Origin of the sequence: Maritalea sp. (genome assembly GCF_051251695.1) — a bacterium.
In the GTDB taxonomy this organism is placed as follows: domain Bacteria; phylum Pseudomonadota; class Alphaproteobacteria; order Rhizobiales; family Devosiaceae; genus Maritalea.
Genome location: NZ_JBPOEU010000012.1, coordinates 42178 through 67652, shown reverse-complemented (window position 1 = coordinate 67652; position 25475 = coordinate 42178). Strand labels below are relative to the sequence as shown.

Annotated in this window: 29 protein-coding genes and 1 pseudogene; 16 read left to right on the top strand and 14 right to left on the bottom strand. The window is 49.7% G+C overall.

Features of this window, described 5'->3' with window-relative positions; all coding sequences use genetic code 11:
- Nucleotides 1-32 precede the first annotated feature (32 nt).
- Nucleotides 33-1253, top strand: a complete 1221-nt coding sequence (locus ACSHWX_RS09100) for a penicillin-binding protein activator (protein WP_435667891.1) — start codon at nt 33-35, stop codon at nt 1251-1253.
- Nucleotides 1254-1266: 13 nt separating this feature from the next.
- On the opposite strand, the gene hemW is transcribed toward ACSHWX_RS09100, so the two are convergent.
- From hemW to rph, 3 genes are read right to left on the bottom strand one after another with little or no spacing between them, the layout of a single operon-like run.
- A complete protein-coding gene (hemW, locus tag ACSHWX_RS09095) occupies nt 1267-2388 on the bottom strand; it encodes a radical SAM family heme chaperone HemW (RefSeq protein WP_435667890.1) in 1122 nt (373 codons plus the stop codon).
- A gap of 22 nt (nt 2389-2410) precedes the next feature.
- A complete protein-coding gene (rdgB, locus tag ACSHWX_RS09090) occupies nt 2411-3049 on the bottom strand; it encodes an RdgB/HAM1 family non-canonical purine NTP pyrophosphatase (RefSeq protein ID WP_435667889.1) in 639 nt (212 codons plus the stop codon).
- A gap of 1 nt (nt 3050) precedes the next feature.
- Nucleotides 3051-3767, bottom strand: coding sequence for a ribonuclease PH (rph, locus tag ACSHWX_RS09085; protein ID WP_435667888.1), 717 nt, complete (start codon nt 3765-3767; stop codon nt 3051-3053).
- 175 nt (nt 3768-3942) lie between these two features.
- Here rph and hrcA point away from each other — a divergent pair, with 175 nt between their 5' ends.
- Complete coding sequence (gene hrcA / locus ACSHWX_RS09080; protein WP_435667887.1) at nt 3943-5055, top strand: heat-inducible transcriptional repressor HrcA; 1113 nt, start codon at nt 3943-3945, stop codon at nt 5053-5055.
- 99 nt (nt 5056-5154) lie between these two features.
- On the top strand, nt 5155-5775 hold the full coding sequence (grpE, locus tag ACSHWX_RS09075; RefSeq protein WP_435667886.1) for a nucleotide exchange factor GrpE: 621 nt from the start codon (nt 5155-5157) through the stop codon (nt 5773-5775).
- 81 nt (nt 5776-5856) lie between these two features.
- Here the strand turns inward: grpE and ACSHWX_RS09070 are convergent, their stop codons facing one another.
- Nucleotides 5857-6471 (bottom strand): alpha-ketoglutarate-dependent dioxygenase AlkB family protein, encoded by a 615-nt coding sequence (locus ACSHWX_RS09070; protein ID WP_435667885.1) that lies wholly within the window; start codon nt 6469-6471, stop codon nt 5857-5859.
- A gap of 311 nt (nt 6472-6782) precedes the next feature.
- Between ACSHWX_RS09070 and dnaK the strand changes: the two genes are divergently transcribed.
- The 8 genes and pseudogenes from dnaK to ACSHWX_RS09030 all read left to right on the top strand — a co-directional run bounded on the left by dnaK (nt 6783) and on the right by ACSHWX_RS09030 (nt 14079).
- Nucleotides 6783-8684: a molecular chaperone DnaK gene (gene dnaK / locus ACSHWX_RS09065; RefSeq protein WP_435667884.1), complete on the top strand. Its 1902-nt coding sequence runs from the start codon at nt 6783-6785 to the stop codon at nt 8682-8684.
- A 101-nt stretch (nt 8685-8785) separates the two neighbouring features.
- The gene (gene dnaJ / locus ACSHWX_RS09060; RefSeq protein WP_435667883.1) at nt 8786-9940 is read left to right on the top strand and encodes a molecular chaperone DnaJ; all 1155 of its coding nucleotides are present in this window, start codon (nt 8786-8788) and stop codon (nt 9938-9940) included.
- Between the two features lie 74 nt (nt 9941-10014).
- Nucleotides 10015-10557, top strand: coding sequence for an NADPH-dependent FMN reductase (locus ACSHWX_RS09055; protein WP_435667882.1), 543 nt, complete (start codon nt 10015-10017; stop codon nt 10555-10557).
- Between the two features lie 4 nt (nt 10558-10561).
- On the top strand, nt 10562-11158 hold the full coding sequence (locus ACSHWX_RS09050) for a histidine phosphatase family protein (protein ID WP_435667881.1): 597 nt from the start codon (nt 10562-10564) through the stop codon (nt 11156-11158).
- 166 nt (nt 11159-11324) lie between these two features.
- A pseudogene (gene pyrF, locus ACSHWX_RS09045) lies at nt 11325-12020 on the top strand (orotidine-5'-phosphate decarboxylase); the annotation flags it as partial.
- 126 nt (nt 12021-12146) lie between these two features.
- Nucleotides 12147-12542 carry a GNAT family N-acetyltransferase gene (locus tag ACSHWX_RS09040; RefSeq protein ID WP_435667952.1) on the top strand — a complete coding sequence of 132 codons (396 nt, stop codon included), beginning with the start codon at nt 12147-12149 and terminating at the stop codon, nt 12540-12542.
- Between the two features lie 78 nt (nt 12543-12620).
- Nucleotides 12621-13421, top strand: a complete 801-nt coding sequence (gene dapB / locus ACSHWX_RS09035; protein WP_435667880.1) for a 4-hydroxy-tetrahydrodipicolinate reductase — start codon at nt 12621-12623, stop codon at nt 13419-13421.
- Between the two features lie 40 nt (nt 13422-13461).
- A complete protein-coding gene (locus ACSHWX_RS09030) occupies nt 13462-14079 on the top strand; it encodes a 2,3-bisphosphoglycerate-dependent phosphoglycerate mutase (RefSeq protein ID WP_435667879.1) in 618 nt (205 codons plus the stop codon).
- 145 nt (nt 14080-14224) lie between these two features.
- Here the strand turns inward: ACSHWX_RS09030 and ACSHWX_RS09025 are convergent, their stop codons facing one another.
- Nucleotides 14225-15088: a methylated-DNA--[protein]-cysteine S-methyltransferase gene (locus ACSHWX_RS09025; protein WP_435667878.1), complete on the bottom strand. Its 864-nt coding sequence runs from the start codon at nt 15086-15088 to the stop codon at nt 14225-14227.
- Between the two features lie 181 nt (nt 15089-15269).
- Between ACSHWX_RS09025 and nth the strand changes: the two genes are divergently transcribed.
- The gene (nth, locus tag ACSHWX_RS09020; RefSeq protein WP_435667877.1) at nt 15270-15926 is read left to right on the top strand and encodes an endonuclease III; all 657 of its coding nucleotides are present in this window, start codon (nt 15270-15272) and stop codon (nt 15924-15926) included.
- A 69-nt stretch (nt 15927-15995) separates the two neighbouring features.
- Complete coding sequence (locus tag ACSHWX_RS09015) at nt 15996-17000, top strand: adenosine kinase (RefSeq protein ID WP_435667876.1); 1005 nt, start codon at nt 15996-15998, stop codon at nt 16998-17000.
- Here ACSHWX_RS09015 and coaA read toward each other — a convergent pair.
- Genes coaA through hisB form a run of 7 tightly spaced genes read right to left on the bottom strand, consistent with a single transcriptional unit; the run spans nt 16997 to nt 21611 of the window.
- Complete coding sequence (coaA, locus tag ACSHWX_RS09010; RefSeq protein WP_435667875.1) at nt 16997-17953, bottom strand: type I pantothenate kinase; 957 nt, start codon at nt 17951-17953, stop codon at nt 16997-16999. The two genes, ACSHWX_RS09015 and coaA, sit on opposite strands and share 4 nt — an antisense overlap.
- A 3-nt stretch (nt 17954-17956) precedes the next feature.
- Nucleotides 17957-18274 carry a phosphoribosyl-ATP diphosphatase gene (locus ACSHWX_RS09005; RefSeq protein ID WP_435667874.1) on the bottom strand — a complete coding sequence of 106 codons (318 nt, stop codon included), beginning with the start codon at nt 18272-18274 and terminating at the stop codon, nt 17957-17959.
- A complete protein-coding gene (hisF, locus tag ACSHWX_RS09000; RefSeq protein WP_435667873.1) occupies nt 18271-19080 on the bottom strand; it encodes an imidazole glycerol phosphate synthase subunit HisF in 810 nt (269 codons plus the stop codon). Before hisF ends, ACSHWX_RS09005 begins: the two co-directional genes overlap by 4 nt.
- Nucleotides 19077-19808, bottom strand: coding sequence for a 1-(5-phosphoribosyl)-5-[(5-phosphoribosylamino)methylideneamino]imidazole-4-carboxamide isomerase (gene hisA / locus ACSHWX_RS08995; protein WP_435667872.1), 732 nt, complete (start codon nt 19806-19808; stop codon nt 19077-19079). The genes hisF and hisA overlap by 4 nt, the downstream gene beginning before the upstream one ends.
- Before the next feature lie 15 nt (nt 19809-19823).
- A complete protein-coding gene (gene hisH, locus ACSHWX_RS08990) occupies nt 19824-20480 on the bottom strand; it encodes an imidazole glycerol phosphate synthase subunit HisH (RefSeq protein ID WP_435667871.1) in 657 nt (218 codons plus the stop codon).
- On the bottom strand, nt 20477-20989 hold the full coding sequence (locus tag ACSHWX_RS08985) for a DUF2628 domain-containing protein (protein ID WP_435667870.1): 513 nt from the start codon (nt 20987-20989) through the stop codon (nt 20477-20479). Before ACSHWX_RS08985 ends, hisH begins: the two co-directional genes overlap by 4 nt.
- 31 nt (nt 20990-21020) lie before the next feature.
- Entirely contained in the window at nt 21021-21611 is a 591-nt protein-coding gene (gene hisB / locus ACSHWX_RS08980; protein ID WP_435667869.1) for an imidazoleglycerol-phosphate dehydratase HisB, read from the bottom strand.
- Nucleotides 21612-21779: 168 nt separating this feature from the next.
- Here hisB and hslV point away from each other — a divergent pair, with 168 nt between their 5' ends.
- From hslV to hslU, 3 genes are read left to right on the top strand one after another with little or no spacing between them, the layout of a single operon-like run.
- Nucleotides 21780-22343: an ATP-dependent protease subunit HslV gene (gene hslV / locus ACSHWX_RS08975; RefSeq protein ID WP_435667868.1), complete on the top strand. Its 564-nt coding sequence runs from the start codon at nt 21780-21782 to the stop codon at nt 22341-22343.
- Nucleotides 22340-22861: an N-acetyltransferase family protein gene (locus ACSHWX_RS08970; protein ID WP_435667867.1), complete on the top strand. Its 522-nt coding sequence runs from the start codon at nt 22340-22342 to the stop codon at nt 22859-22861. The genes hslV and ACSHWX_RS08970 overlap by 4 nt, the downstream gene beginning before the upstream one ends.
- The gene (hslU, locus tag ACSHWX_RS08965; protein ID WP_435667866.1) at nt 22858-24168 is read left to right on the top strand and encodes an ATP-dependent protease ATPase subunit HslU; all 1311 of its coding nucleotides are present in this window, start codon (nt 22858-22860) and stop codon (nt 24166-24168) included. The genes ACSHWX_RS08970 and hslU overlap by 4 nt, the downstream gene beginning before the upstream one ends.
- Before the next feature lie 92 nt (nt 24169-24260).
- On the opposite strand, the gene msrB is transcribed toward hslU, so the two are convergent.
- Nucleotides 24261-24794 (bottom strand): peptide-methionine (R)-S-oxide reductase MsrB, encoded by a 534-nt coding sequence (msrB, locus tag ACSHWX_RS08960; RefSeq protein WP_435667865.1) that lies wholly within the window; start codon nt 24792-24794, stop codon nt 24261-24263.
- Between the two features lie 79 nt (nt 24795-24873).
- Complete coding sequence (locus ACSHWX_RS08955; protein ID WP_435667951.1) at nt 24874-25398, bottom strand: fasciclin domain-containing protein; 525 nt, start codon at nt 25396-25398, stop codon at nt 24874-24876.
- Nucleotides 25399-25475: the final 77 nt, after the last annotated feature.

Sequence of the window (25475 nt, the reverse complement as noted above, 5' to 3'; positions counted from 1 at the left end):
GGTAAAAGATCGAAATTGGGGTAGAACTGAATATGTTGGCGAACAACTTGAACTCAATTGCAACCGGCGCAAAACTGGCGGCTGGTGCAACTGCAATGTTAGCGCTGCTGGCCTGTACGCCAGACTTTGGTTTTGGCCCCACTTCGCCAAGCAGCGGAACAACTCGGCCTGTCGTGCAAGGAAACTTACCGCCAGCAAATGGCGAAATTTTGGGCAACGGCCCGGTCCGCGTTGTCTTGCTAACGCCAACGAGCGGCGAAGGCGGCTTGGGCAATGTGGGCATTTCCATTCGCAATGGCGCGAAAATGGCCATTGATAAAATCAATGCGAGCCCGCAATTTTCCTCCAATATTCATTTGGTCGTTAAAGATACTGGCGGCAGCGCGATAACAGCCAGAGCATTGGCCACTGAAGCCGTTGGCGAAGGCGCAAGCCTAATATTAGGGCCATTACGCGCTGACAGTGTTCGGGCAGCAGGCAGCGTTGCACGAACGGCAGGCATTCCGCTTATTGGGTTTTCTAACAATTCAGGCGCATCCGCACCGGGAATTTACTTGTTAAACATTTTGCCCGAAACAGAAGTGCTACGTTCGGTGAAATACGCGCAAAACTTTGGCCGTAAAAGCTTCGCAGCGATTGTACCGCGCACCGATTTTGGCCAAGTCCAAGAGGGTGCCTTCCGCGTCGCCACATCTCAAACTGGCGCGAGCGTGCAGGGGATTTATCAATTCTCAAATGAAGAAGAAGCCCGCACCGCCGTTGAACAATTGGTGCCGTTTCTAATCTCAGGCTCTGTTGACGCGATATTTTTGCCGGATCGGGCCACTGCGCCGTCCATCGCGGTTTTGTTTGAATCCGCTCAAATCGAAAAGACCGATGTTACGATTATCGGTTCTGCTGACTGGGACGGTGACGTTAAAATATCTCAAACGCCATTCCTGTCTGGCGCATTTTTCCCGGCGGTTGATGGGGCCGGATATGAACGCCTAAAACCAGAATACGAAACCATCTATGGCGCTGAGCCACATCCGATGGCGACGTTTGCCTATACATCTGTGTTGTTGGCTAACTCAAATTCACTGGTGAACGCCACACCGCGCTATGGACGCCAGCAATTGACGTTACCACGCGGCTTTTCAGGGCAAGACGGATCGTTCCGTTTCCTTGAAAACGGCACAAACCAACACGCGCTGGTGATGAAGCAAGTCGTGATTGATGGTAGCCGGATCGTTGATGCGGCGAAAATGCCTTAAGTCCCTCGGGGGCTCAAGCCGCTAGATCAGCCACCACGGCGTCAAGCACAGGCCAGCCTTTATCGGTGACTCGCAGATTGCCGTCTTCAAGGATTTGCACGAAACCGATTTCCGTCAGGTGGTCGACTTGTTGTTGCTTGAGTTTTTGACCGGCAAGGGCTTCAAACCGGATTGGTGAAATACCGGTTTTCAGCCTCAGGCCCATCAATAAATATTCGTCGCCCTGCTCACCTGCGGTCAAGGCATCAAATTCGACGAACCCGTCGCCTTTTTTTGAAACATATTCGTCCCATTTGAACGGCATGCGCTCGGTCGATGTGGCGTGGCGTTTTCCGTCAATCAGCAAACGACCATGGGCACCTGGACCGATACCTGCATATTCCCCATATTGCCAATAGGTCAGATTATGGCGGCTTTCTTCGCCGGGCATGGCGTGGTTTGAAATCTCATAGGCTGGTAGGCCAAAGCTCTCACAGATTTCTTGGGTCAGCTCATAAAATTGGGCCGATAGTTCCCCATCTGGCATTTTAAGTTTGCCCGCACGAAACAGGTCATAATAGCGCGTGCCGGATTCGATGGTCAGTGCATAAAGCGATATATGGTCCCGCGCGAGATTAAGAGCCTGGGTCAGTTCTTGCCGCCATTCATCCAGTGTCTGGTTTGGCCGTGCATAGATCAAATCATAGCTGACGCGGTCAAAAATGGATTGAGCAAGCTCAACCGCTTTGATGGCATCATCCACGGAATGCAAACGCCCCAATGCCGCGAGCGGTTCTGTGCGCAACGACTGTACACCCAACGAAACCCGGTTTACGCCAGCAAGCCGGATCGCCTGAAATTTGTCTGCCTCAACGCTGGTTGGGTTAGCTTCCAACGTAATTTCAACATCATTGGACAATTGCCATTTTGTTGAAATCGCATTGATAATTTTTTCAACCGATTGGGGCTGCATCAGCGATGGCGTACCGCCGCCAAAAAAGATGGATCGAACGGTCCGGTCGGGCACCAATTGGGCAGTTTGGTTTATTTCGGTGAGGTAGCTCTCAATATATGCGTCTTCGTCAAACGGGCCGCGATGGACATGTGAATTGAAGTCGCAATAAGGGCATTTGGCCGCACAAAACGGCCAATGCACATAAACACCAAAAAGATCAGGCTCAGTGGTCAGGGCAACAGTCCTTCACAAATAAAGAAAAGGCACGGGAACGATGTGAAAGGCCAATTTTGTCCTTTGACCAGGCGTGCTTTTCCGCTTCGCTCATTTCGCCAAACGTGCGCACATGGCCGTCCGGTTGAAACATCGGGTCATATCCAAAGCCCTGATTGCCACGTGGTGGCCAAATAAGGGTGCCTTCGGCACGTCCCTCAAAGCAAATGGTTTCACCTTCTGGATTGGCAAGACAAAGTGTCGCTACAAAAGCGGCGGTGCGTTGCCCGGGTGCCATAGCTCCCTTTTCCATCAAGGATGTATGGACTTTGACCATAGCGTCATCAAAGTTTTTGTCTGGGCCAGCCCAGCGTGCTGAATAAATGCCCGGATCACCATCAAGGGCATAAACGCTTAGTCCAGAATCGTCGGCTAACGCCCAAAGCGAAGACGCGCTGGCAGCGGCTTGCGCTTTTAGAATAGCATTTGCTTCATAGGTGGTGCCTGTTTCTTCGGGTTCAGGCAAACCAAGCTCACCAGCAGATACAAGCTCAAGCCCAAAGGGCGCCAGCAATGTTCTAAATTCGCGCAGCTTTCCCTCATTGTGGGTGGCCACCACCAGTTTTTGGCCTTTTTCAAGTTTACGCATGTCAGCCTTTCAACGCTGCTTTTTGCAGTTCCACCAATTCGCCAACGCCTTTTTGCGCCAAACCAATTAGTTTTGCCAACTCGTCCGCTGAAAAAGGGCTTTCTTCTGCGGTGCCTTGAATTTCAACAAATCCACCAGACCCTGTCATCACAAAATTCGCGTCGGTTTCAGCTTCGCTATCTTCGTCATAATCAAGGTCAAGAACAGGTTGGCCTCGGTAAATGCCGCATGAAATGGCCGCCAATTGATCAGTGATAACCTTATCGCCGACAAGTTCGCGCTCACGCATCCAAGATAGGGCGTCTGACATGGCAACAAATGCACCAGTGATTGAGGCCGTACGAGTACCGCCATCCGCTTCAATAACATCGCAATCAACAGTAATTTGATTTTCGCCCAGAGCTTTCATGTCTACGATCGCACGCAGCGAGCGGCCAATAAGGCGTTGAATTTCTTGGGTGCGGCCAGATTGTTTGCCGGCTGTTGCTTCACGGCGCATACGCTGGCCGGTAGAGCGGGGAAGCATGCCATATTCTGCGGTAACCCAACCAAGGCCTTGGCCACGACGCCAAGGGGGTAAATTCGTTTCAACGCTTGCCGTGCATAATACTTTTGTGCCGCCAAACGAGATCATGCATGATCCTTCAGCATGAGATGAAACGTTACGTTCAATGGTTACGTCGCGCATTTGATCATTTGCGCGTTTTGAAGGCCGCATTGCGGTTCCCCTTAATAAATTGCTTTGTTGGCATTTGATTGGCTGATAACGCGCTCAACTTCAAGAGTAAAGCGCGTCAAACGCTGTAATTTACTGCCTATTGGGTGCCTGACGTCTGTTTAAAACTTGGCGATTGGGCTTTTTGAGCCTAAATAAGCTTATTGAAGCGCATTTTATGGATGAGGCAAAATTGAGTATGCCACCACGCGAACCACCACTTGATCAGGATTTTTTATCCGTTCTGAACGAACGCTCGCAAGGCATTTTTAAACGGCTGGTCGAGCGCTTTATTGAAACGGGGGAACCTGTTGGGTCTCGGCAACTCTCTAGAGCGCTGGATGTTAGCCTTTCGGCTGCATCCGTGCGCAACGTCATGGCAGACTTGGAAGAACTTGGTTTGATCGCTGCGCCGCACACTTCTGCTGGTCGCGCGCCAACCCATACCGGCTTGCGGTTCTTTGTTGATGCGATGCTTGAAATCGGCGCTGTGGGCCATGACGAGCGGCAAAGTATTGAAAAACATATTGATGCCGCCGCCAAGGATGAAAAAATCGAGGACGTGCTGGCCCAAGCCAGCCAAGTTTTATCCGGACTTTCACACGGCGCGGGCCTCGTGTTAGCGCCAAAGGCCGATACCGTTCTCAAACATATCGAATTTGTGCGGCTTGGCGCGGAATTGGCGATGGCGGTTCTGGTGGGTGAAGATGGGCATGTTGAAAACCGGGTGTTTTCTATTCCTGCGGGATTAACCGCAAGCGAGTTGACCAAGGCCAGCAATTTTTTATCCCACCATATTATTGGGCGTACCTTGCGCGAAGTACGCGCTTTCATCCAAGATCAACATATAGCGCACAAAGCTGAACTTGATGATCTCACCAAGCGGCTGGTTGACGAGGGATTGGCCACCCTTTCAGAACCGCGCGGCGACGAAACGCCAACATTGATTGTGCGCGGACGCGCAAATTTAATTGCCGACACTATGGCCAGCGAAGAATTGGACCGGGTGCGTCAGCTTTTTGATGAATTGGAATCTAAAAAATCGATCATCGATTTGTTAGCGGATACCAATGACGCAAACGGCGTCAGGATTTTCATTGGCGCGGAGAATAAATTGTTCTCTCTTTCAGGCTCCTCGGTGATTTTATCGCCCTATCGCGACATCAATCAAAATGTTGTTGGGGTCGTCGGCGTGATTGGCCCTACTCGACTTAATTATGCCAAAATTGTACCCGCGGTGGATTATACCGCCCATGTGGTGTCAAAACTCATTAATAAGCGCGGCGTTTAGTGCAAATTCTAACTCATTTGAACTGAGTGCTTGAAATTTGTCTTTCAATGGTCAATATCCGGGGCACAGTTCAAATAAGAAACAAGCAGACCAACCATGATGAGTGACGAAGAGTTCCATAACGAAGCAAATCAAGATGAGCAGCACGATGCTGAGCCTTTGCATGATGCTGCGGACGAACAGGACGCGGCATCCCCAGTGGAGGTGCTTGAGGCAGAAAACGCCAAGCTTAAAGACCGTTTGTTGCGCGCTGTTGCGGAAATGGAAAATTTACGCAAACGCACAGAACGCGACGTAAAAGACGCGCGCCAATATGCGATGGCAAATTTTGCCCGCGACATGCTCACGGCCACGGACAATTTGTCCCGTGCGCTATTGACCATGCCCCAAGAGGCCAAAGACGAAGCTGACGGTCAGTTTAAATCGCTGATTGAAGGCGTTGAAATGACCGAACGCGAAATGCACCGGTTGCTCGAAAAAAACGGCATTACAAAGCTTGAGCCTAAGGGCGAAAAGTTTGATCCCAATTTCCACCAAGCGATGTTTGAAATTCCAAATAGCGATGTTGTGGAAAACACCGTTATGGAAGTTGTACAGGCGGGTTATGTAATCGGTGAACGCATGTTGCGCCCCGCGATGGTGGGTGTTGCAAAAGGCGGTCCAAAAACCGCAGCGGCAGCAGCATCTGAAAGTGGCGAAAACTTAGACAAATCCGTTTAAGCATTCACCTTAGTTCAACTGCAGCAATTCAAAACCGGCCAATGTGCCGGTTTTTTTATGTTTCGACTTTGAACACGGTGCCTAAATCTTGCTTACCCGCCGCAAGGTAAGGTTTATCCGTCCGCCTTCAGGAAACCATTCCTTCGCGTGATCCAAAAGATTGGACGAGTTAGGATAGACCCGATCAATACCGTGATAAGCAAGGCGCGTGTCTTTCTCTAAAACCAAAACGTCACCCGAACTAATTTCAAATGATGAAGTTTTGCCCCCACGTTTGGTGCCGCCTAAACGAAACCTTGCACGATCGCCCAACGAAACGGAAACAACCGGCGCATCAAAATCATCCTCATCGCGATCTTGATGCATACCCATTTTTGCGCCTGGGGCATAATAGTTGATCAAACACGCTTCAGGCGGTGCTGGATAATCTGTTATTTCCGACCATAAATCCAAAAGACTTTGCGGCATCACCGGCCAAGCCGCATCCGTTTCTGGGTGGGTTGATTGATATCGATAGCCGTTCTTTTGGTCGGAAACCCACCCGAGGGGGCCAAAATTTGACATGCGAACGGAAAATTCTTTCCCCGTTCTTGGCATCTTTGGCACAAACAGCGGCGCGACGCGCAGCGCGGCACTGATTTCATCAATGAGATCGATCTGTTCGGTTTTGCTCAACTGGCTTGGAAAAATTCGCATGTTTTTTTAATTTTTGCTGTCGCTTTTCATGTTCTTCACGTCTATATAACCGCGCTTGTTCTTTGCGGTCCAAAATATTCGCAAAAAATTGATCGAAATGGGCATGCGACCAATGTCGTAATTTAAGACACAAAAATTATGATCCTTGGTGCTTGAAGGGCAATTCGTTGCTTCCTATATACCGATCAACAACTGGTTTGGGTGCGATTGCGCTTAAAACTGAATATCAGGGATCCAAACGGCATATTGCCGGTGAAAGACTGCTGGAAACGGGGTCAGACAAAGGGTCTGCCAAAAAAGAGGTTTTATAAATGGGTAAAGTAATTGGAATTGACCTTGGAACAACAAATTCATGTATTGCGATCATGGATGGTTCTGAGCCAAAAATCGTTGAGAACGCTGAAGGTGCGCGCACAACCCCTTCCATGGTTGCGTTCACCGATGACGACCGCCTAGTTGGTCAGCCGGCAAAACGCCAAGCTGTCACCAACCCGGAAGATACGCTTTTTGCGATCAAACGGTTGATCGGTCGCCGGTTCGACGATCCAATGGTGAAAAAAGACAAAAATCTTGTCCCTTACAAAATTGTGAAAGCCGATGGCGGCGACGCATGGGTTGAAGCTAAGGGTGAGAAATACTCCCCTTCACAGATTTCAGCCATGATCCTTCAAAAAATGAAGGAAACTGCGGAAAGCTATTTGGGTGAGCCTGTAACGCAAGCCGTTATTACGGTTCCTGCTTACTTTAACGACAGCCAACGCCAAGCTACAAAAGATGCGGGCAAAATTGCTGGTCTTGAAGTTTTGCGGATTATCAACGAGCCAACAGCTGCAGCGCTAGCTTACGGCCTTGATAAACAAGAAGCTGGCATTATCGCTGTTTATGACCTTGGTGGTGGTACATTTGACGTATCCATCTTGGAAATCGGCGATGGCGTATTTGAAGTAAAATCAACCAACGGGGACACATTCCTTGGTGGTGAAGATTTCGATATGCGTTTGGTCGACTATTTGGCTGACGAATTTAAGCGTGAAAATGGCATCGACCTTCGGGGCGACAAACTTGCCCTTCAACGTTTGAAAGAAGCTGCTGAAAAAGCAAAAATCGAATTGTCTTCAGCGACACAAACAGAAGTCAACTTGCCGTTTATTACAGCTGACCAATCTGGCCCGAAACACCTTCAGCTTAAACTGACGCGTGCTAAACTTGAGCAGTTGGTTGAAGACTTCATCAAACGGACAATTGAGCCTTGTAAAGCTGCCCTAAAAGATGCGGGCATCACAGCTGGCGAGATTGACGAAGTTGTTTTGGTTGGCGGTATGACCCGTATGCCAAAAATCCAAGAGACTGTAAAAGAGTTCTTTGGCAGAGAGCCACATAAGGGCGTGAACCCTGATGAGGTTGTTGCTGCTGGTGCTGCTATTCAGGCAGGTGTTCTGCAAGGCGACGTGAAAGACGTGTTGCTTTTGGACGTAACACCTTTGTCTTTGGGTATTGAAACTTTGGGTGGCGTGTTCACGCGATTGATTGACCGCAACACCACTATCCCAACCAAGAAAAGCCAAGTGTTCTCAACCGCAGAAGATAGCCAATCTGCGGTGACCATTCGGGTTTCTCAAGGTGAGCGGGAAATGGCGAGCGACAATAAAATGCTCGGTCAGTTCGATTTGGTTGGTATTCCACCAGCACCACGCGGCGTGCCACAGGTTGAAGTGACGTTTGATATTGATGCCAACGGCATTGTGAACGTTTCAGCCAAAGATAAAGGCACAGGCACAGAGCAGCAAATTCGCATTCAAGCATCTGGTGGTCTTTCTGACGCCGAGATTGATGCAATGGTGAAAGATGCGGAAGCCAACGCAGATTCTGACCAAAAGAAACGCGAATCTGTTGAAGCGAAAAACCAAGGCGAGGCTTTGGTCCATTCAACAGAAAGCTCAATGAAAGAGCACAGCGACAAGGTTGACGAACTCACACGCGCCAACATTGAAGACGCACTTGCAGAGCTTAAATCTGCACTTGAGGGCGACGATGCTGACTTGATCAAAGAGAAAACCGGCGCATTGGCTCAAAGCTCAATGAAACTTGGCGAGGCTATGTATCAGGCCAACCAAGAAGAAGACGGCGAAGAGTTTGACGGCGGCGACGCAGCGGATGATGACGTTGTTGATGCTGACTTTGAAGAAGTCAAAGACGAAGACCAAAAGTCCTAAGTCTTTCCTGACTTAACCGATCTAATTGGTGGGGCAGATTGCGAAATAAGCAACCTGTCCCGCCAACGAACTCGGAGCACCAATTTTGGAGCACCAGCGCCATGTCGCAAAAAGATTTATATGAGGTATTAGGGGTTACCCGCGAAGCGGATGACAAAGCCCTTAAATCGGCCTATCGCAAACTCGCGATGAAATATCATCCGGACAAAAACCCCGGAGATGCTGCCGCAGAAGCAACATTTAAAGAAGTTTCTGTCGCCTATGACACATTAAAAGACGCGCAAAAGCGTGCCGCCTATGATCGATTTGGTCATGCCGCGTTCCAAAATGGTGGTGGCGGAGGCGGTCAGCATGGATTTGGGTCTGAGTTTTCATCTTCAATGTCTGATATTTTTGAAGACATTTTTGGCGACTTTATGGGTGGCCAACAAGGCGGGGGCCGCCGCGAACGCAGTTCAGCGACGCGCGGATCCGACCTGCGCTACAACCTTGAAGTTAGCCTGGAAGAAGCCTTTGAAGGCCAAACTGTTGATATCGACGTGCCATCCATGGTGGGTTGTGACACATGTTCTGGCAATGGCGCTAAACCGGGCACTGGCTTTTCGGCATGCGGCACTTGTCAGGGCCACGGCAAGGTTCGAGCTGCTCAGGGCTTTTTCACCATTGAGCGCACTTGCCCACAATGCCATGGGCGCGGCGAAACGATGGACCAGCCTTGTACGGATTGTTCCGGTCAAGGCCGTCGACAAGAATCACGCTCTTTATCTGTGGATGTGCCTAAAGGCATTGAAGACGGCACGCGCATTCGTTTGTCCGGCGAAGGCGAAGCAGGTATGCGCGGCGGGCCAGCCGGTGATCTTTACATATTCATTTCGATCAAACCCCACGACCTGTTCCAGCGCGATGGGGCAGATCTATTTTGTCGTGTACCCATTTCGATGACCACGGCAGCCCTTGGTGGCGAATTTGAAGTGCCGGGCCTTGATGGCGCCCGTGCAAAAGTCAAAGTCCCCCAAGGCACCCAAGCTGGGCAACGGGTGCGACTTAAGACCAAAGGCATGCCCGTATTGCGTAGCCAGCAGATTGGCGATCTTTACATCCAAATGGATGTGGAAACACCGCAAAACCTCTCCAAACGCCAACGCGAGCTGCTTGAAGAGTTCAATGAGATCACCACAAACGACAATAACCCAACGTCAAACGGCTTCTTTTCGAAAATTAAAGGGCTTTTTGAAGGGTTGGGTGACGGTAAATAATAAGTTTTTTCTTATTATATATTGACGTGTTCGCGAATTTACGTTTTGTTGCCCGAAATTGATAGGAAACAAAGATGAAAAAAATCTTGGCAATTTCGGGGTCAATTCGAAAAGGCTCTTACAATGAACAACTGGCTCAATTGGTCGTTAAACGATTGATTGAAAAGGGTGCGGACGCTGAATATATCGATCTTGGCAACTATCCGATGCCGATTTTTGATGAGGATCTTGAAAGCCAGCATCACCCGAAATGTGCGTTGGAATTAGCAAAGCGATTTGCGCAAGCTGATGCGATTTTTATCGCTACGCCGGAATATAATGGCTCCCTTAGTCCATTGCTTAAAAACACCATTGATTGGCTCACCCGGCAGAAGCAGGGTGCTTTTTCCAAAGCGACTTTTGGCCTTGGTGCCGCATCAACCGGCTCGCTTGCCGGCATAATGGTGCTTTCGCACCTGCGCGATATTCTGTCAAAGGTTGGCGCCTTAATGGCCCCGACGGCCCTTGGGGTGGGCATGGCAGCGACGGCATTTGACGAAAATGGTGAGCTAACAGTTCCACCAGTTGCGGCAAGAGCAGACGCTTTGGTCAATGAGCTTTTGACCATTCGGCGCTAGTTCCTTGTCCCATACCCTTTATCTTTCTCACCCGGAAGTCGTTATTGACCCAACCATTCCAACGCCGCGTTGGGGCTTGTCCGAAGTTGGACGAAAAAGATTACAAACTGGCGTGGACCGCGGCATTTTCGATCATGTCGAGATGATCATATCGTCAAGCGAGCAAAAAGCGATTGATAGCGCCATGATCATCGATCACCGGATTGGGGTTGGTTTTGTCCAAGACCCCCAGTGCGACGAGAATGAGCGCAGCGCATTGGGGTTTGTGCCACCCGAGCAATTTGAAAAAGTCGCTGACCAGTTTTTTGCAGAACCAGACAAAAGCGCTTATGGCTGGGAAACCGCTCGGAATGCGCAACAACGTGTCGTTGATGCGGTCCGTGAACATCTGCGCCGTCACAAAGACAAAAATGTTCTATTTGTCGGCCATGGTGCCGTGGGCACACTGCTGAAATGTCAGATTGGCGGACGCAAAATTGCCCGCAATGAAGATCAACGCCGCTTGGCCGCAAAAGGCGGCGGCAATATTTTTGCATTTGATCGCGATGGTTCAACACTCTTCTCTGACTGGACCGCAATTGAAGACTGGCCCATGAACTAACATTCGCTTGTCGATTTGTTCGAACTATGCCAGTTAACATTTCCGACAAGCTCAGAGTTCAATTTGAAAATTTCACTCTGAATTTTTGTTTGGTCGCGCGTTCGAACCGAAAAACCGGTTTCCACTTTTACTGAACGCGCTCAATATTGCCGGAGCTCCACTTCACATGTCCAATTCCACGTCCCAATTGATCATTCCGCTTGATGTCTCCACCCGAAAAGAGGCGGAGGCACTAGTCGAGAAGATTGATGATCGTGGCGTGTTCTATAAAATTGGCTATCAGCTTATTTATGGCGATGATGGGTTGGGTCTTGCTAAGTCGCTTAAGGCCGCTGGCAAAAAGATTTTCTGCGACGTTAAATTGTTGGATATTCCAAACACAGTGGAAAAAGGCGTTGCGGGGCTGGTTGAGCTTGGTGCGGATTTCGTCACTATCCATGCCGAACCTCATTGTATGGCCGCTGCAAAACGCGCCGCACAAGATTCAGAAACAAAACTGCTGGGCGTAACGGTGATGACCTCACTGGACGATGAAGACCTTAAGGCAAGTGGCTATGCATTTGGCGTACGCGATCTCGTGGAACGACGCGCCAAACAGGCTGCTGGCGAAGGTATTGATGGGGTGGTTTGTTCGGCCCATGAAATCGAATTGGTCAAACAGGCCAGTGGCGGCAAGTTGCTGGCGGTTACCCCCGGTATTCGCCCGGCAGGCAGCACCAGTGATGATCAAAAACGCATTTTAACCCCAAGCCAAGCCATTGAGATTGGGGCCAACCATCTGGTTGTTGGCCGCCCGATCTATCGCGCTGACGACCCATACGCAGCCGCCGGGGCGATAAATGATGAAATTGCGACCGCAAACGATACAATCATTTCAATTCGCCCGGCTGACAGCTCAGACGCGAAAGCGCTGAGCGAAATTGAAGCCGATGCCGCAAAACTGTTTGATCGGTTGGGCGGTGGGTTTGCGCTAATAGACTTCTCCCCGATGTCCGCGCAGTTTTACGCCGACGCCATGGCGCGAAACCAAATCATGTGGGTCGCTGAAATGTTTGGAGAACCCGTTGGATTTTTACGGGCGAAACCGGTTGATGATCTTCTTTATTGCGCTGAAGTTTCCGTTTTGCGCCAGCATCAAAGCAAACAAATCGGCAAAAAGCTCCTGAACAATTTTGCTGAATTTGCCAAATCCAACGGATTTGCTGGCATAAGCGGCATTACCTTTGAAAATGTGCCTTGGAACGCCCCCTATTACGCACGGCTTGGGTTTGGTGCGCTGCCAGCAGCCGACCTTGGCGAAGAGTTACGCCAGATCATGGCCTCGGATACCGAACAGTCCTTGGCAAAGGCTGGAAAACGAGTTGTTTTCGGCACCAGATTTTAACAAACTCGGCCTTCCGGCCTTGGCGCCCCTTGAGCATATCTGCTACATAAATATTCAAGAAGATGGATCGGCGAAAACATGCAAAAAATTACCATTTTGGGCGCCAGCGGGCGAATGGGTTGCGCAAACATTCGCGCCATATCGCAAATCGAAGGTGCTCAGCTTTATAGCGGTATTGAACGCGATGGTGCTGATGCGATTGGCAAAGACGCTAGCGTGATTGCAGGACTAGAAGCGTCTGGCGTGTTGATCACCTCTGATATTGACGCCGCGCTTTCAGGGTCTGATGCCATCATTGATTTTACGGTGCCACAAGTAAGCATCGAATATGCAAAACGGGCCCATAAATTGGGTCTTGTGCATGTGATCGGCACAACCGGTTGGACACAGGAACAAGACGATCAAATCGCGAACCTGTCCGGCAATGGTAGGATTGTAAAGTCTGGCAATATGTCGATGGGTGTCAACCTATTGGAAAATCTTGTAAAAAAAGCAGCGGCCGCGCTGCCGGATGATTTTGACATCGAAGTTTTAGAAATGCACCACCGTATGAAAATGGATGCGCCGTCCGGCACGGCGCTAATGCTCGGGGAAGCAGCGGCTGAAGGCCGCGATATTGATTTGGCAGACAATGCAGTTCGATCACGCGACGGGATCACCGGTGCGCGCGAAACGGGCACGATTGGGTTTGCGACTTTGCGTGGTGGCACGGTAATTGGTGATCATTCGGTTATTTTTGCGGGCAGTTACGAGCGCATTGAGATCAAACATCATGCCCAAGACCGTTCCGTTTTTGCCAATGGCGCCATTCGCGCCTCATTGTGGGCGCAAGATAAAGCACCTGGACTTTATTCAATGGCCGACGTATTGGGCCTCTAGCAATTTGGCGTTTGGCCATCAAAGATCAAGGAAAAGATAAATGGACCGCAGATTGATACTTGTTCGTCACGGACAAAGCGAATGGAACCTTAAAAACCTGTTCACCGGTTGGAAGAATCCCGGCCTGACGGAAAAAGGCGTTGAAGAAGCAACTTCAGCTGGCCAGTTGCTCAAGTCTCGCGGCTATGAGATCGAGATTTGCTACACGTCTGCCCTAAAACGTGCGCAACACACGCTTGATTTGATGCTCGAAAATATGGATATCGTCAATATGACGATCATCCGCAACCAAGCCCTGAACGAGCGGGACTATGGCGACCTTGCTGGCCTGAACAAAGATGATGCCCGCAAAAAATGGGGCGAAGAGCAAGTCCATATTTGGCGCCGATCATATGATACGCCTCCTCCGGGCGGCGAAAGCCTCAAAGATACTGCGGATCGCGTGCTGCCTTATTTTGAAGCTGAAATTGCACCCCGGGTTGCGGATGGCGGCACGATTTTGGTTGCAGCTCACGGCAATTCATTGCGTGCCTTGGTGATGAAACTGGAAAATCTAAGCCCTGAAGAAATCCTCAAACGGGAAATCGCGACCGGCAAACCGATCATTTATGATCTAGATGCGGATGGCAAAGTCCTGAACGTCGAAAATATCGAATAATCCGTTTGACGCCACAGTTGCAAACTACGTTTGCACCCCCGCTTCTTTTTTAAGCCGCCGTCGGCCCCTATGGGGCCTTCCCCGGCACCCCCGCCAATTGGTGCCTGTCATAAGTGCATCGAAAACGAGGGTGTCGGAACCGATCTTATGCTGTTAGCCCTGCTTCCCAACCCAAAATTGCCTGTTTGCGGGTAAGTCCCCAGTGATATCCGGTTAGTTTGGCGTTTTTACCGATCACCCGGTGACACGGCACAACAAACGAAATTGGATTACGCCCCACAGCTGCGCCAACGGCCCGTGCGGCTTTGGGGTTGCCCAAATGGGCCGCGATATCGCCATAGCTTGTGGCTTGTCCCGGTTTTATGTGCAAAAGGGTCTGCCAAACACGCACTTCAAAATCTGTACCGATCATAACGATACGCACCGGTTCCTCTGCGTTCCAACGTGTTGGGTCAAATATCTTTTCTGCCCAGGGCCGAATTTCATCAGGTTGTGCTTGCACATATTTGGCTTTGGGCCAGCGTTTTGTCATATCCGCCAACGCTTCTTTTTCTTCGCCAACGTCGCAAAAAGCCTGCCCCGCCAACCCATATTCGGTCAACATGATCAGCGCTTGGCCAAATGGTGACGGATGAAATCCATAGCGAATTTCCAGCCCCTCACCCTTCGCCCGGTAAATGCCTGGCGGCATCGCGTCGTGGGTGACGAAAAGATCGTAAAGCCGAGCAGCAGACGACAGCCCGAGTTCATAACTCGTATCGAGCAAAGACATATTGTCTTTGAGCATCTGCCGGGCACGATTAAGCGTTACGCAGTGTGAAAATGCTTTTGGCGTTAAACCCGCCCAGCGTTTAAAAAGAGCTGTTAACTGACGGGTGTTCAGCCCCAAATCGGCCGCGATGCGATCCAGATTATGCTCATCCGCCGGGCGTTTTGAGATTTCCTCAATCACCTGCTTGATGAGCTTATAGTCGTTGGCCTGTGCGTATAGCGGGGTCATATCGTTCATAATAGATGCAACATAACGCCGTTCGGTGCGCCTTGCGACCCGATTTTAACATGACGAATTACGCGATTTTCGACCCAAGACGAGATGGAGTGTGTTTTGTTTCCAAATATGTGCTTTTGCTCTTTAATTTGGGCCGTTCTCATGCCCTACTCAAAATGTCTTCATCTGAGTTCTGAGCACCATGGCCAAACGATCCCGACTTACAAAACAGACAATTCATCAGATGTTCGCCAATTTTCAGGCGAGCGATCCTCATCCTGAGGGGGAGTTGGATTACGTCAATCACTTCACCTTGCTTGTGGCAGTGGTCCTGAGTGCGCAAGCCACCGATATTGGGGTGAACAAGGCCACAAAGTCGCTGTTCGCAATCGCCTCTACACCCGAAGCCATGTATGCATTGGGCGAAGAAGAAATTCGCAATTACGTTAAAACGATAGGCCTTTACCGCAACAAGGCGAAAAACGTTTACACGCTTTGCAAAGACTTGATCGACAAACATAATTCTGAAGTCCCCCAAACCCGCGAAGAACTTGAAGCTTTACCCGGTGTCGGACGTAAAACTGCCAATGTGGTACTTAACATTGCCTTTGGGCAACCAACGATTGCGGTGGACACCCACCTGTTTCGTATTTCCAATCGCACCGGCCTCGCGCCAGGGAAAACGCCACTCGCGGTTGAATTATTATTAGAGCGCATCATTCCGGCTGAGTTTTTACTACATGCCCATCATTGGCTGATTTTGCACGGTCGATATATTTGCAAAGCCCGCAAGCCAGAATGCTACCACTGTATTATTGTGGATCAATGCAAATTTAAGGACAAGGTTCTAAAAGCATAAGGTAAGGCACCTGCTGGTATAAAAATGACCAGCAAACACATGACAACGATCCCGAGGGGCGAGATCCTTATGGCTGATGCCAGATTTGACGTTTTAACCATTGGCAATGCCATCATTGACGTATTTGCAAAAGTCGATGATGAATTTTTGCAAAAAGAAGGCATGGATAAATCCATCATGCATTTGGTGGACGCGGAGCGGTCTGAATATTTATATTCCCGCCTGCCCGGCAATCCTCAGCATATTTCAGGCGGTTCTTGCTGCAACACGGCGGTGGGCGTTTCCTCGCTGGGTGGCAATGGCGCTTTTATTGGCAAAGTGGCTGAAGATGATCTGGGGCAGATCTTTCGCAAAGATTTGACCAAAGCAGGTGTTGTTTATACCACGCCAACGCTTATTCACGGCACCTCCACAGCTCGTTCGATGATTGTGATCACCCCAGATGGCGAGCGCACCATGAACACCTATCTGGGGGCCTGTCAGGAGCTTACGGTTGCTGATATGGACGAAGACTTGATCTCTGCGTCCGCATTGACCTTTATGGAGGGGTATTTGTGGGATCCCCCTGAAGCCAAACGTGCTTTTGTGAAAGCGGGTCAATTGGCGCACAAACACCAGCGTTTGGCTGGAATTACATTGTCCGATCCGTTTTGCGTTGATCGTTTCCGGGATGAGTTTATCAATCTGTTGCGCAACAAAACCATGGATGTTTTGCTGGCAAATGAAGATGAAATTAAGTCGCTATATCAAGTGGATAATCTCAGCGATGCGGTCAAAGCTGTTCAAGAAGACTGCGCCACCGTCGCCATTACGCTCGGCTCAAAAGGTGCCCTTGCTATTAAAGATGGTACTGTAAGCGAAGTTCCTGCCTTCAAAGTGGAGCAGGTTGAAGACGTAACTGGCGCAGGTGACCTGTTTGCATCTGGTTTCCTTTATGGATTGGCGCGCGGCCAAACCATGGACCAAAGCCTTTCGCTGGGTTGCCTATGCGCTTCTGAAATCATTTCTCATGTGGGTGCTCGACCAAATATGAGCCTGGAACAGATGGCAAAAGATACAGGACTTGCTCTTTAAAGCTTACGCAATGCCACTTCATCAATGGTGTGATCGGGGCCCTTTTTAAGGATCAGATCTGCGCGACCACGGGTGGGCAAAATATTATTGGTCAAATTGGGCAGGTTGATCTGTTCCCAAATGGAGATGGCGAGTGCTTTTGCCTCGCCTGCATCTAGCTTTGAGAACCGATGGAAAAAGCTTGTTGGGTCTTGGAATGCGGTTTCGCGCAACCGCAAAAACCGCTCCACATACCATTTTCGCAAATTGGCTTCGGCGGCGTCAATATAGATCGAGAAATCTAGATAATCCGAGGCGAACAGGATCGGCTTGCCATTTTTGGGCAGTTCGCCCGGTTGAAGAATGTTGAGCCCCTCAACGATTAAAATGCTGGGCCGATCGACCGTAATTTCTTCGCCTTTGACCACGTCATAAACAAGATGAGAATAGGTGGGCACGCTGACATTTGGCTCACCGGCTTTAATCCGCGCCAAGAACTTTAGGAACGCCCCGCGATCATAGCTTTCGGGGAAGCCCTTTTTTTCCATTAAACCGCGTTTTTCCAGTTGCGCGTTTGGCAGCAGAAAGCCGTCTGTTGTGACAAGATCAACTTTGGGCGATGATGGCCAGCGCTGCAACAAAGCGCGCAAAATACGCGCCGTTGTCGACTTTCCAACCGAAACCGAACCCGCGACGCCAATAATAAAGGGCGCTTTTTCACCATTTTGATGCAAAAATTTACCGGACGCGAGGTGCAGTCCCTGGACCGCTTCGACATAAATTGACAAAAGCCGGGCGAGCGGCAAATAGATTTTTTCCGCTTCTGCTAATGAAATTGGATCATTTAATGATTGCAACCGCACCAGATCATCGGCGGTCAGCGTCATCAGCTCATCCGCACGCAGCGCAGCCCATTCCGCCTTCGAAAAATGACGATAGGGCGATGGGTATCCGGCGGCTTTGAGCTGGTCCAAATTTCAAGCCTTTCTCGAAGCTTTTTCGTCAAGCCCGCTTTGCGCGGTGCGCTGTTCAAGTTCACTCAACACGTCGCTTAGGGGAATATCAGCGCCTTTAAGCACAACAAGCAAATGATAAAGAACGTCAGCAGCTTCTTTGGTGAGTTCGTCGCGATCCCCAAGTACGGCAGCAAGAGCCGCCTCAACAGCTTCTTCGCCCAGCTTTTTCGCCGCTTCCTTACCGCCATTTTGCAACAATTTTGCCGTATAGGAAACATCGGCAGAAGCTGCGGCTTTTTGTGCAATAATGCGTTCAAGATCGCCCAGTGAAAAGGTCATAACACCTCTTTAGCCACATTATCTTGGCGCACGGCAATACCACTTTGGGCCAAATGTTGTTTTGCTTGTCCAATCGAATAGGTGCCGAAATGAAAAATCGAGGCCGCAAGCACAGCGCTCGCATGGCCATTTTTTACTCCATCAACCAAATGATCAAGTTCGCCAACCCCACCCGAAGCGATGACCGGCACAGGTACAGCGTCCGCAATTGTTTGGGTCAATTCAATATCAAACCCAATTTTGGTACCATCCCGATCCATCGAGGTCACCAATAATTCTCCAGCGCCACGCTTGACCATATCAATCGCGAATTCAACCGCATCAATGCCCGTCGCCTGGCGTCCGCCATGGGTGTAAATTTCCCAATTTGATCGATTGTCGCCGCCCAAAGATTGCGTGGCGCGTCTTTTTGCGTCGACTGAAACCACTATGCACTGATTGCCAAACTTATCTGCTGCCCGATTGATAAAGTCCGGATCGTTTACCGCCGCAGAATTGATCGACACTTTGTCTGCGCCGGACAATAAAAGCTTACGAATATCTTCAACGGTTCGGATGCCGCCGCCAACCGTTAAGGGCATAAAACAATGTTCAGCCGTGCGGGCAACCACGTCATAAATTGTGTCGCGACCCTCGTGGCTGGCTGTAATGTCAAGGAAACAGAGTTCATCCGCACCCGCAGCATCATAGGCAATCGCGCATTCAACCGGATCACCAGCATCAACTAGATCAACAAAATTGACGCCCTTAACGACGCGGCCATCTTTAACGTCGAGACAGGGGATCAAGCGGGTTTTAAGGCTCATTTTCCTGCCCCAATCATCTCAAGAGCGCGATCTACATCAATGCGACCATCATACAGCGCGCGGCCTGAAATAGCGCCTTCCAGCACGGCCATTTCCGGTTTGCACATCATTTTAATGTCTTCCATTGATGCCAACCCACCCGAAGCGACGACGGGTATTGAAACCGCTTGTGCCAGTTCCAACGTCGCGTCCCAATTGATGCCGGTCAGAATGCCATCGCGGTCAATATCGGTAAAAATGATCGCCGCGACGCCTGCGCCTTCGAACTTTTTCGCCAAGGTGATCACATCCAATTCAGATGTTTCGGCCCAGCCTTCAACCGCGACCTTGCCGCCACGCGCATCAATGCCAACGGCAATCTGGCCGGGGAATTTTTTGCAGGCTTCAATCACCAAGTCTGGGTCACGCACCGCAATAGTACCCAAAATGACCCGCGCTAGTCCGCGGTCAAGCCAGGCTTGAATATGCTCAATCGTGCGAATACCGCCACCAAGCTGCACCGGCATATTGACGGATTTGATAATCGCTTCAACCGCATCGCCATTCACGCTTTCGCCTGCAAATGCGCCGTTCAAGTCAACGACGTGCAAATATTCAAAGCCCTGATCTTCGAACTGTTTTGCTTGGTCAGCCGGACTGTCATTAAAAACCGTTACCGCATCCATATCGCCTTTTTGCAAGCGAACGCATTTGCCGTCTTTTAGGTCGATGGCAGGAAACAAAATCATTTGGCTTTGGCCTTTCTAGATGGACCAATTAAGGAAATTTGAGATGAGCTTTAGCCCCAGCGTTTGACTTTTTTCCGGATGAAACTGGGTCGCAACCAGATTGTCCCGGCCAATGATCGCGGTCAGGGTTTGCCCATAATCAACGGTTGCGATCAAATGTGCAGGATCCGCCACTTCAAAAAAGTACGAGTGAACGAAATAGGCGTGGCTCCCGTCATCCCCTAGATCGATATCATCAATCAGCGGGTGAGGATTGGTTTGGGTCAGCGTGTTCCAGCCCATATGGGGCACTTTAAGTGCCGGGTCATTTGGCTCGATATGCTTGACGATCCCCGGGATCCAATCAAGACCTTTGAAATAGATTTTTTCGCGGCCCTCGCTGGCCAATAGTTGCATCCCCACACACACGCCCAAAAAAGGCACTGCGTCCAAAATGACCCGGGAATGCAGGGCATCGATCATGCCATCAACGCTCTCAAGCCCGGCCATACAATCTGCAAACGCGCCAACGCCAGGCAAAATGACCCGGTCAGCATCTTTTACGTCCGCCACAGCGCCGGAAACGACAACATCCACTTCGCGGCCAAGTTCTTTGGCGGCGCGTTGTGTCGCATTTTGTGCCGATTTTAAATTGCCAGCGCCGTAATCGACGATCAGAACTTTTTCGCTCATTGCACGATCCCAGTTGGCCGTTCATTCGATAAAAAAGTGGTTGAAACCTCAATTGTTGATGGTTTCACCGGGGGTTCAACTTCGTCATCCACCTTCAATTCTGGTTCAGGGGCGACAGGTTTGAGCATATTGGCGACATAACGCCATTCAGCTTCGCTTGAAGATTGCGCTACTGCTTGGCCTTTAAACAAATAGCCTTTGCGCGTGAGCGCATAGCCTCGGATTGACGAGGCCTCAAACCCGATGAGCAGCGCCACTAAAAATCCAATCCAACTGCCCGCGCTTTCGCCGGTAAAGAACGCTGCGAAACCAAGTACAAATGCCACGCCTAGAAAAGCCGCGAGTTCAAGCCACAAACGATGCCAAATACACCAAAGTGGGGTCAACAAGCAGGCGAATATTGAAAAACGGTCCCGAATAACCGCAATTTCTTGGGTGATAAGGGATTGGGGTCCATCCTTGGCTACATTCTTGGATGAAGGTTTTGCATAAATGGCAAAAAGGCCCATGTCTTGCCTCAATTTTTAAATGGTTGGGACGCTATTGGAGCATACCCTTGGTCGACGGAATACGATCAGCGTTTCGCGGATCAATTTCAACGGCATCACGCAATGCGCGCGCCAATGCTTTAAAGCAACTTTCAGCAATATGATGCGCATTGTCGCCATATACGTTCTCGACATGAAGCGTAATGCCCGCATTCATGACAAACGCCTGGAACCATTCTTGGAACAGTTCCGTATCAAAATCACCAATTTTGTCGCGTTTAAACTCAACCCGCCACACTAGAAACGGACGACCAGATATATCAATCGCGGCACGAGACAAGGCCTCGTCCATGGGTAAATCGCACGACGCATAGCGACGGATGCCCTTTTTATCGCCCAAGGCCTCTTTAATTGCTTGGCCCAGCGCAATGCCCACATCTTCGGTTGTGTGGTGCGCATCAATATGCAAATCACCCTTTGCGACGATATCAATATCAATCATGCCATGTCGCGCCACTTGGTCCAGCATATGATCAAGAAAACCAACATTTGTATTGATGTTTGATTTTCCTGTACCGTCCAAATTTACAGACACGCTTACGTCTGTTTCATTTGTTTTGCGGATCAATTTTGCGCGGCGCATAACGAAGGCAACCTTTTAATTGAGGGCGGCATATGCCGCCTCGCCTTTAATTTCAGGGCCTTATTAGCATCAGTTCGCGGCAACGAAAAGTCGCTATTCGATTGAAATGATTGAAATTGGCAAAAGAAGGCCTAAATAGGATGACGAATTGCAGGAGATAATTTGACTATGCAAGAAAATCAGCAAGGCTCAGCAGGATGGCGCGGCACAACAATTTTGACGGTTCGCAAGAACAATAAAATTGTTGTGGCTGGAGATGGCCAAGTATCCTTAGGGCCGACAGTGATTAAACATGGCGCGCGTAAAGTACGGCGCTTAGCAGGCGGAAACGTCATCACAGGATTTGCCGGCGCAACAGCAGATGCCTTTACTCTATTTGAACGCTTAGAAGCAAAGTTGGAACAATATCCAGACCAGCTAATGCGTGCATGTGTTGAACTGGCAAAAGACTGGCGCACCGACCGGTATTTACGCAAACTTGAAGCCATGATGATTGTGGCGGACAAGAAAGACAGCCTTGTCCTTACCGGAACAGGTGATGTTTTATCGCCCGATCACGGTGTTATGGCCATTGGTTCAGGTGGAAATTACGCACTCGCAGCTGCCAGCGCGTTGATGGATACCGATTATGACGCAGAAGATATTGCACGTCGTGCGATGAAAATTGCGGCAGAGATCTGCGTTTACACCAACAATGAACTAATCGTGGAAACCATCGATTTGGACGAATGAGCTACTCAATACGCCGCCTAAGAAGGGAAGATGCACCAATTTTCCGCCAATTGCGTTTGAATGCACTGACAAAACACCCAGATGCATTTGGCGGCTCTGCGGGTGAGTATGCGGCAAAATCACTTGCCGACGTTGAAAAATGGTTGTCGGATTTGGTGACTTTTGGCGCATTTTCAGGTGATGAGTTGGTGGCGATTGGCGCCTATTTTCGCGAGAAAGGCGAAAAAACCAAACATAGTGCATCCGTTGTTTCCATTTACACGAGCCCAAAAGCACGAGGCCGTGGCCTCTCGGGCAAAATTTTGGATCAATTGGCTCAAACAGCAATGGATGCTGGCATTATCCAGCTTTACTTAGGCGTCAACGCAACAAATGAAGCCGCGAAAAAGTCCTACGTTAGGGCTGGTTTTGAAACATATGGCATTGAGCCACGCAGCCTTTTTGTCGATGGCAAATATATAGATGAAGAACTGATGGTGCGCTTTCTCGACAAGGCACCGAAAGGTAAGATTAAATGAGTGAACTAAGCTTTTCCCCCAGAGAAATCGTCTCGGAGTTGGACCGTTATATTGTAGGTCAAAAAGACGCAAAACGGGCTGTTGCGGTCGCATTGCGCAATCGCTGGCGCCGCCAGCAGCTCGATAGCGATCTTCGCCAAGAAGTCAGTCCAAAAAACATCTTGATGATTGGCCCGACTGGCGTGGGCAAAACCGAGATATCTCGTCGTTTGGCCAAACTGGCACAAGCCCCGTTCGTTAAGGTTGAAGCGACCAAATTTACCGAAGTTGGATATGTGGGTCGCGACGTCGAGCAAATTGTGCGCGACCTTGTTGAAGCCGGTATTTCCCTTTTGCGCGACAAGCGCCGTAAGGAAGTGCAGGCCAAAGCGCATTTACAAGCCGAAGAACGGGTGCTGGACGCGCTTGTTGGCGAAAGCGCAACTGCAGCGACCCGAGAAAGCTTTAGAGCGAAGCTGCGCAGCAATGAGCTCGACGACAAAGAGATCGAAGTTGAGCTTTCAGCGCCGCAGGGCAATGGGATGTTTGAAATTCCGGGCATGCCGGGCGCAAATATGGGCATGATCGACCTGTCCGATATGCTGGGCAAAGCCTTCAAGCAAAAAGGCGTTAAACGCACCATCAAGGTCATAGACAGCTATAAATTGCTGATCGACGAGGAAGCGGACAAGCTACTAGACCAAGATAAAGTCAACGCGGATGCGATCGACCTTGTTGAAAATCACGGTATTGTTTTCCTTGATGAAATCGACAAAATCTGTGTGCGTGATGGCCGTTCAGGCGGCGATGTTTCCCGAGAGGGCGTGCAACGCGATTTGTTGCCATTAATTGAGGGCACAACGGTTTCCACTAAATATGGACCGGTAAAAACCGATCATATCCTGTTTATTGCTTCCGGCGCATTCCATGTGGCCAAACCGTCAGACCTTTTGCCTGAACTTCAAGGCCGCCTGCCGATCCGCGTTGAATTGCGGGCCCTCGAGCATGAAGATTTTGTGCGTATTCTGAATGATATCGACGCGAGTTTGATCAAGCAATATGTTGCTTTGATGGGCACCGAGGGCGTAACGCTTGATTTTGCAGATGATGCGATTGATGTCATTGCCGAGCTGGCGGTATCGATCAATGCCAAGATTGAAAATATCGGCGCTCGTCGATTGCAAACCGTTATGGAAAAACTGGTGGAAGATATTTCATTCGACGCACCAGACAAAGACGGCGAAACCATCAAAATCGACGGTGATTATGTGCGCAAGCAAGTCGGCGTGTTGGCAGAAGACACCGATTTAAGCCGGTTTATCCTATAAAGCAAAAAAGAGCGTGCTTTGAAAAACACGCTCTTTTATCCACTGCTGGGATGGGCGGATGCAGTGGACAGTTCAATATCTGTTTATCGCTGTTATGCCGCTTTAAACGTCAGCGCGATGCCATTTAAACAATGCCGCTTGCCTGTTGGCTCCGGTCCATCATCAAAAATATGGCCAAAATGTCCACCACAACGGCGGCAATGAACTTCGGTGCGGGCCGTAAACAGCGTGTTGTCCGGTTTCGTGCGTACCGCATTTTCAATGGAAGCCCAATAACTTGGCCAGCCGGTATCGCTGTTGAATTTGGTGGTCGATGAATAAACGGCCAGGTCGCAACCAGCGCAGTGATAAGTGCCTTCGCGTTTTTCTTCGAGTAAATCTGAGGTGTAGGGACGTTCGGTTTTTTCTTCACGCAAAACCAGATACTGATTTTCAGTGAGCTGCGCTTTCCACTCTTCAGGGGTCCGACTAATTTCAAAGCTGCCTTCTGCGGCAACTGCACGAGAGCCACCAGTGCGCTGCAAGAGATATCCGCCCCCGCCTACACCAGCTATTGCCAGCGCGCCGAGCATAAGGCCGTTCTTTTTTAAAAATGAACGTCGGTCGAGATTTTTATCGTCTGACATGATGCTTACCTTATGTTTCCCTTGCCGATTAAGTTGGAGCGAAGGCTGGCTCTAAAAGAACCAGCCTTCAACCAAATGCTTATTTTGGAACCAAAACAGCGTTTACAACGTGAATAACACCATTTGATTGGTTGACGTCAGCGATCGTAACTTTTGCTGCGCCCATGTTTTCATCGATGATGTAAAGCTGGTCGTTCTTAACCTGGGCTGTTAGCGAATCTCCGCTCACTGTTGTGAACGCATATGTGCCGCCATTGTCCATGGTCATTTTCATCAAATCGGCACCTGAGATTTTACCTGCAACAACGTGCGCGGTAAGTACTTTAACCAGCATGTCCTTGTTTTCAGGCTTAAGCAATGTTTCGACTGTGCCTTCAGGCAAAGCTTCAAATGCTGAGTTTACGGGTGCGAATACAGTGAATGGGCCTTCAGACGCCAATGTTTCAACAAGACCAGCTGCGGTTACCGCTGCAACCAAAGTTGTGTGGTCTTTTGAGTTTACAGCGTTTTCAACAATGTTTTTGTCTTCAAGCATTGCAGCGCCGCCAACCATTGGGTTTTCAGCAAATGCAGTAGATGAAGCAAATGCGATGCCAGCAGCCATTACAAGGGCGGTAGATGATTTCAAAACTGATTTAATCATTTAAAGTTCTCCGTTTCCTAATTGCCCCCATTTTTTTG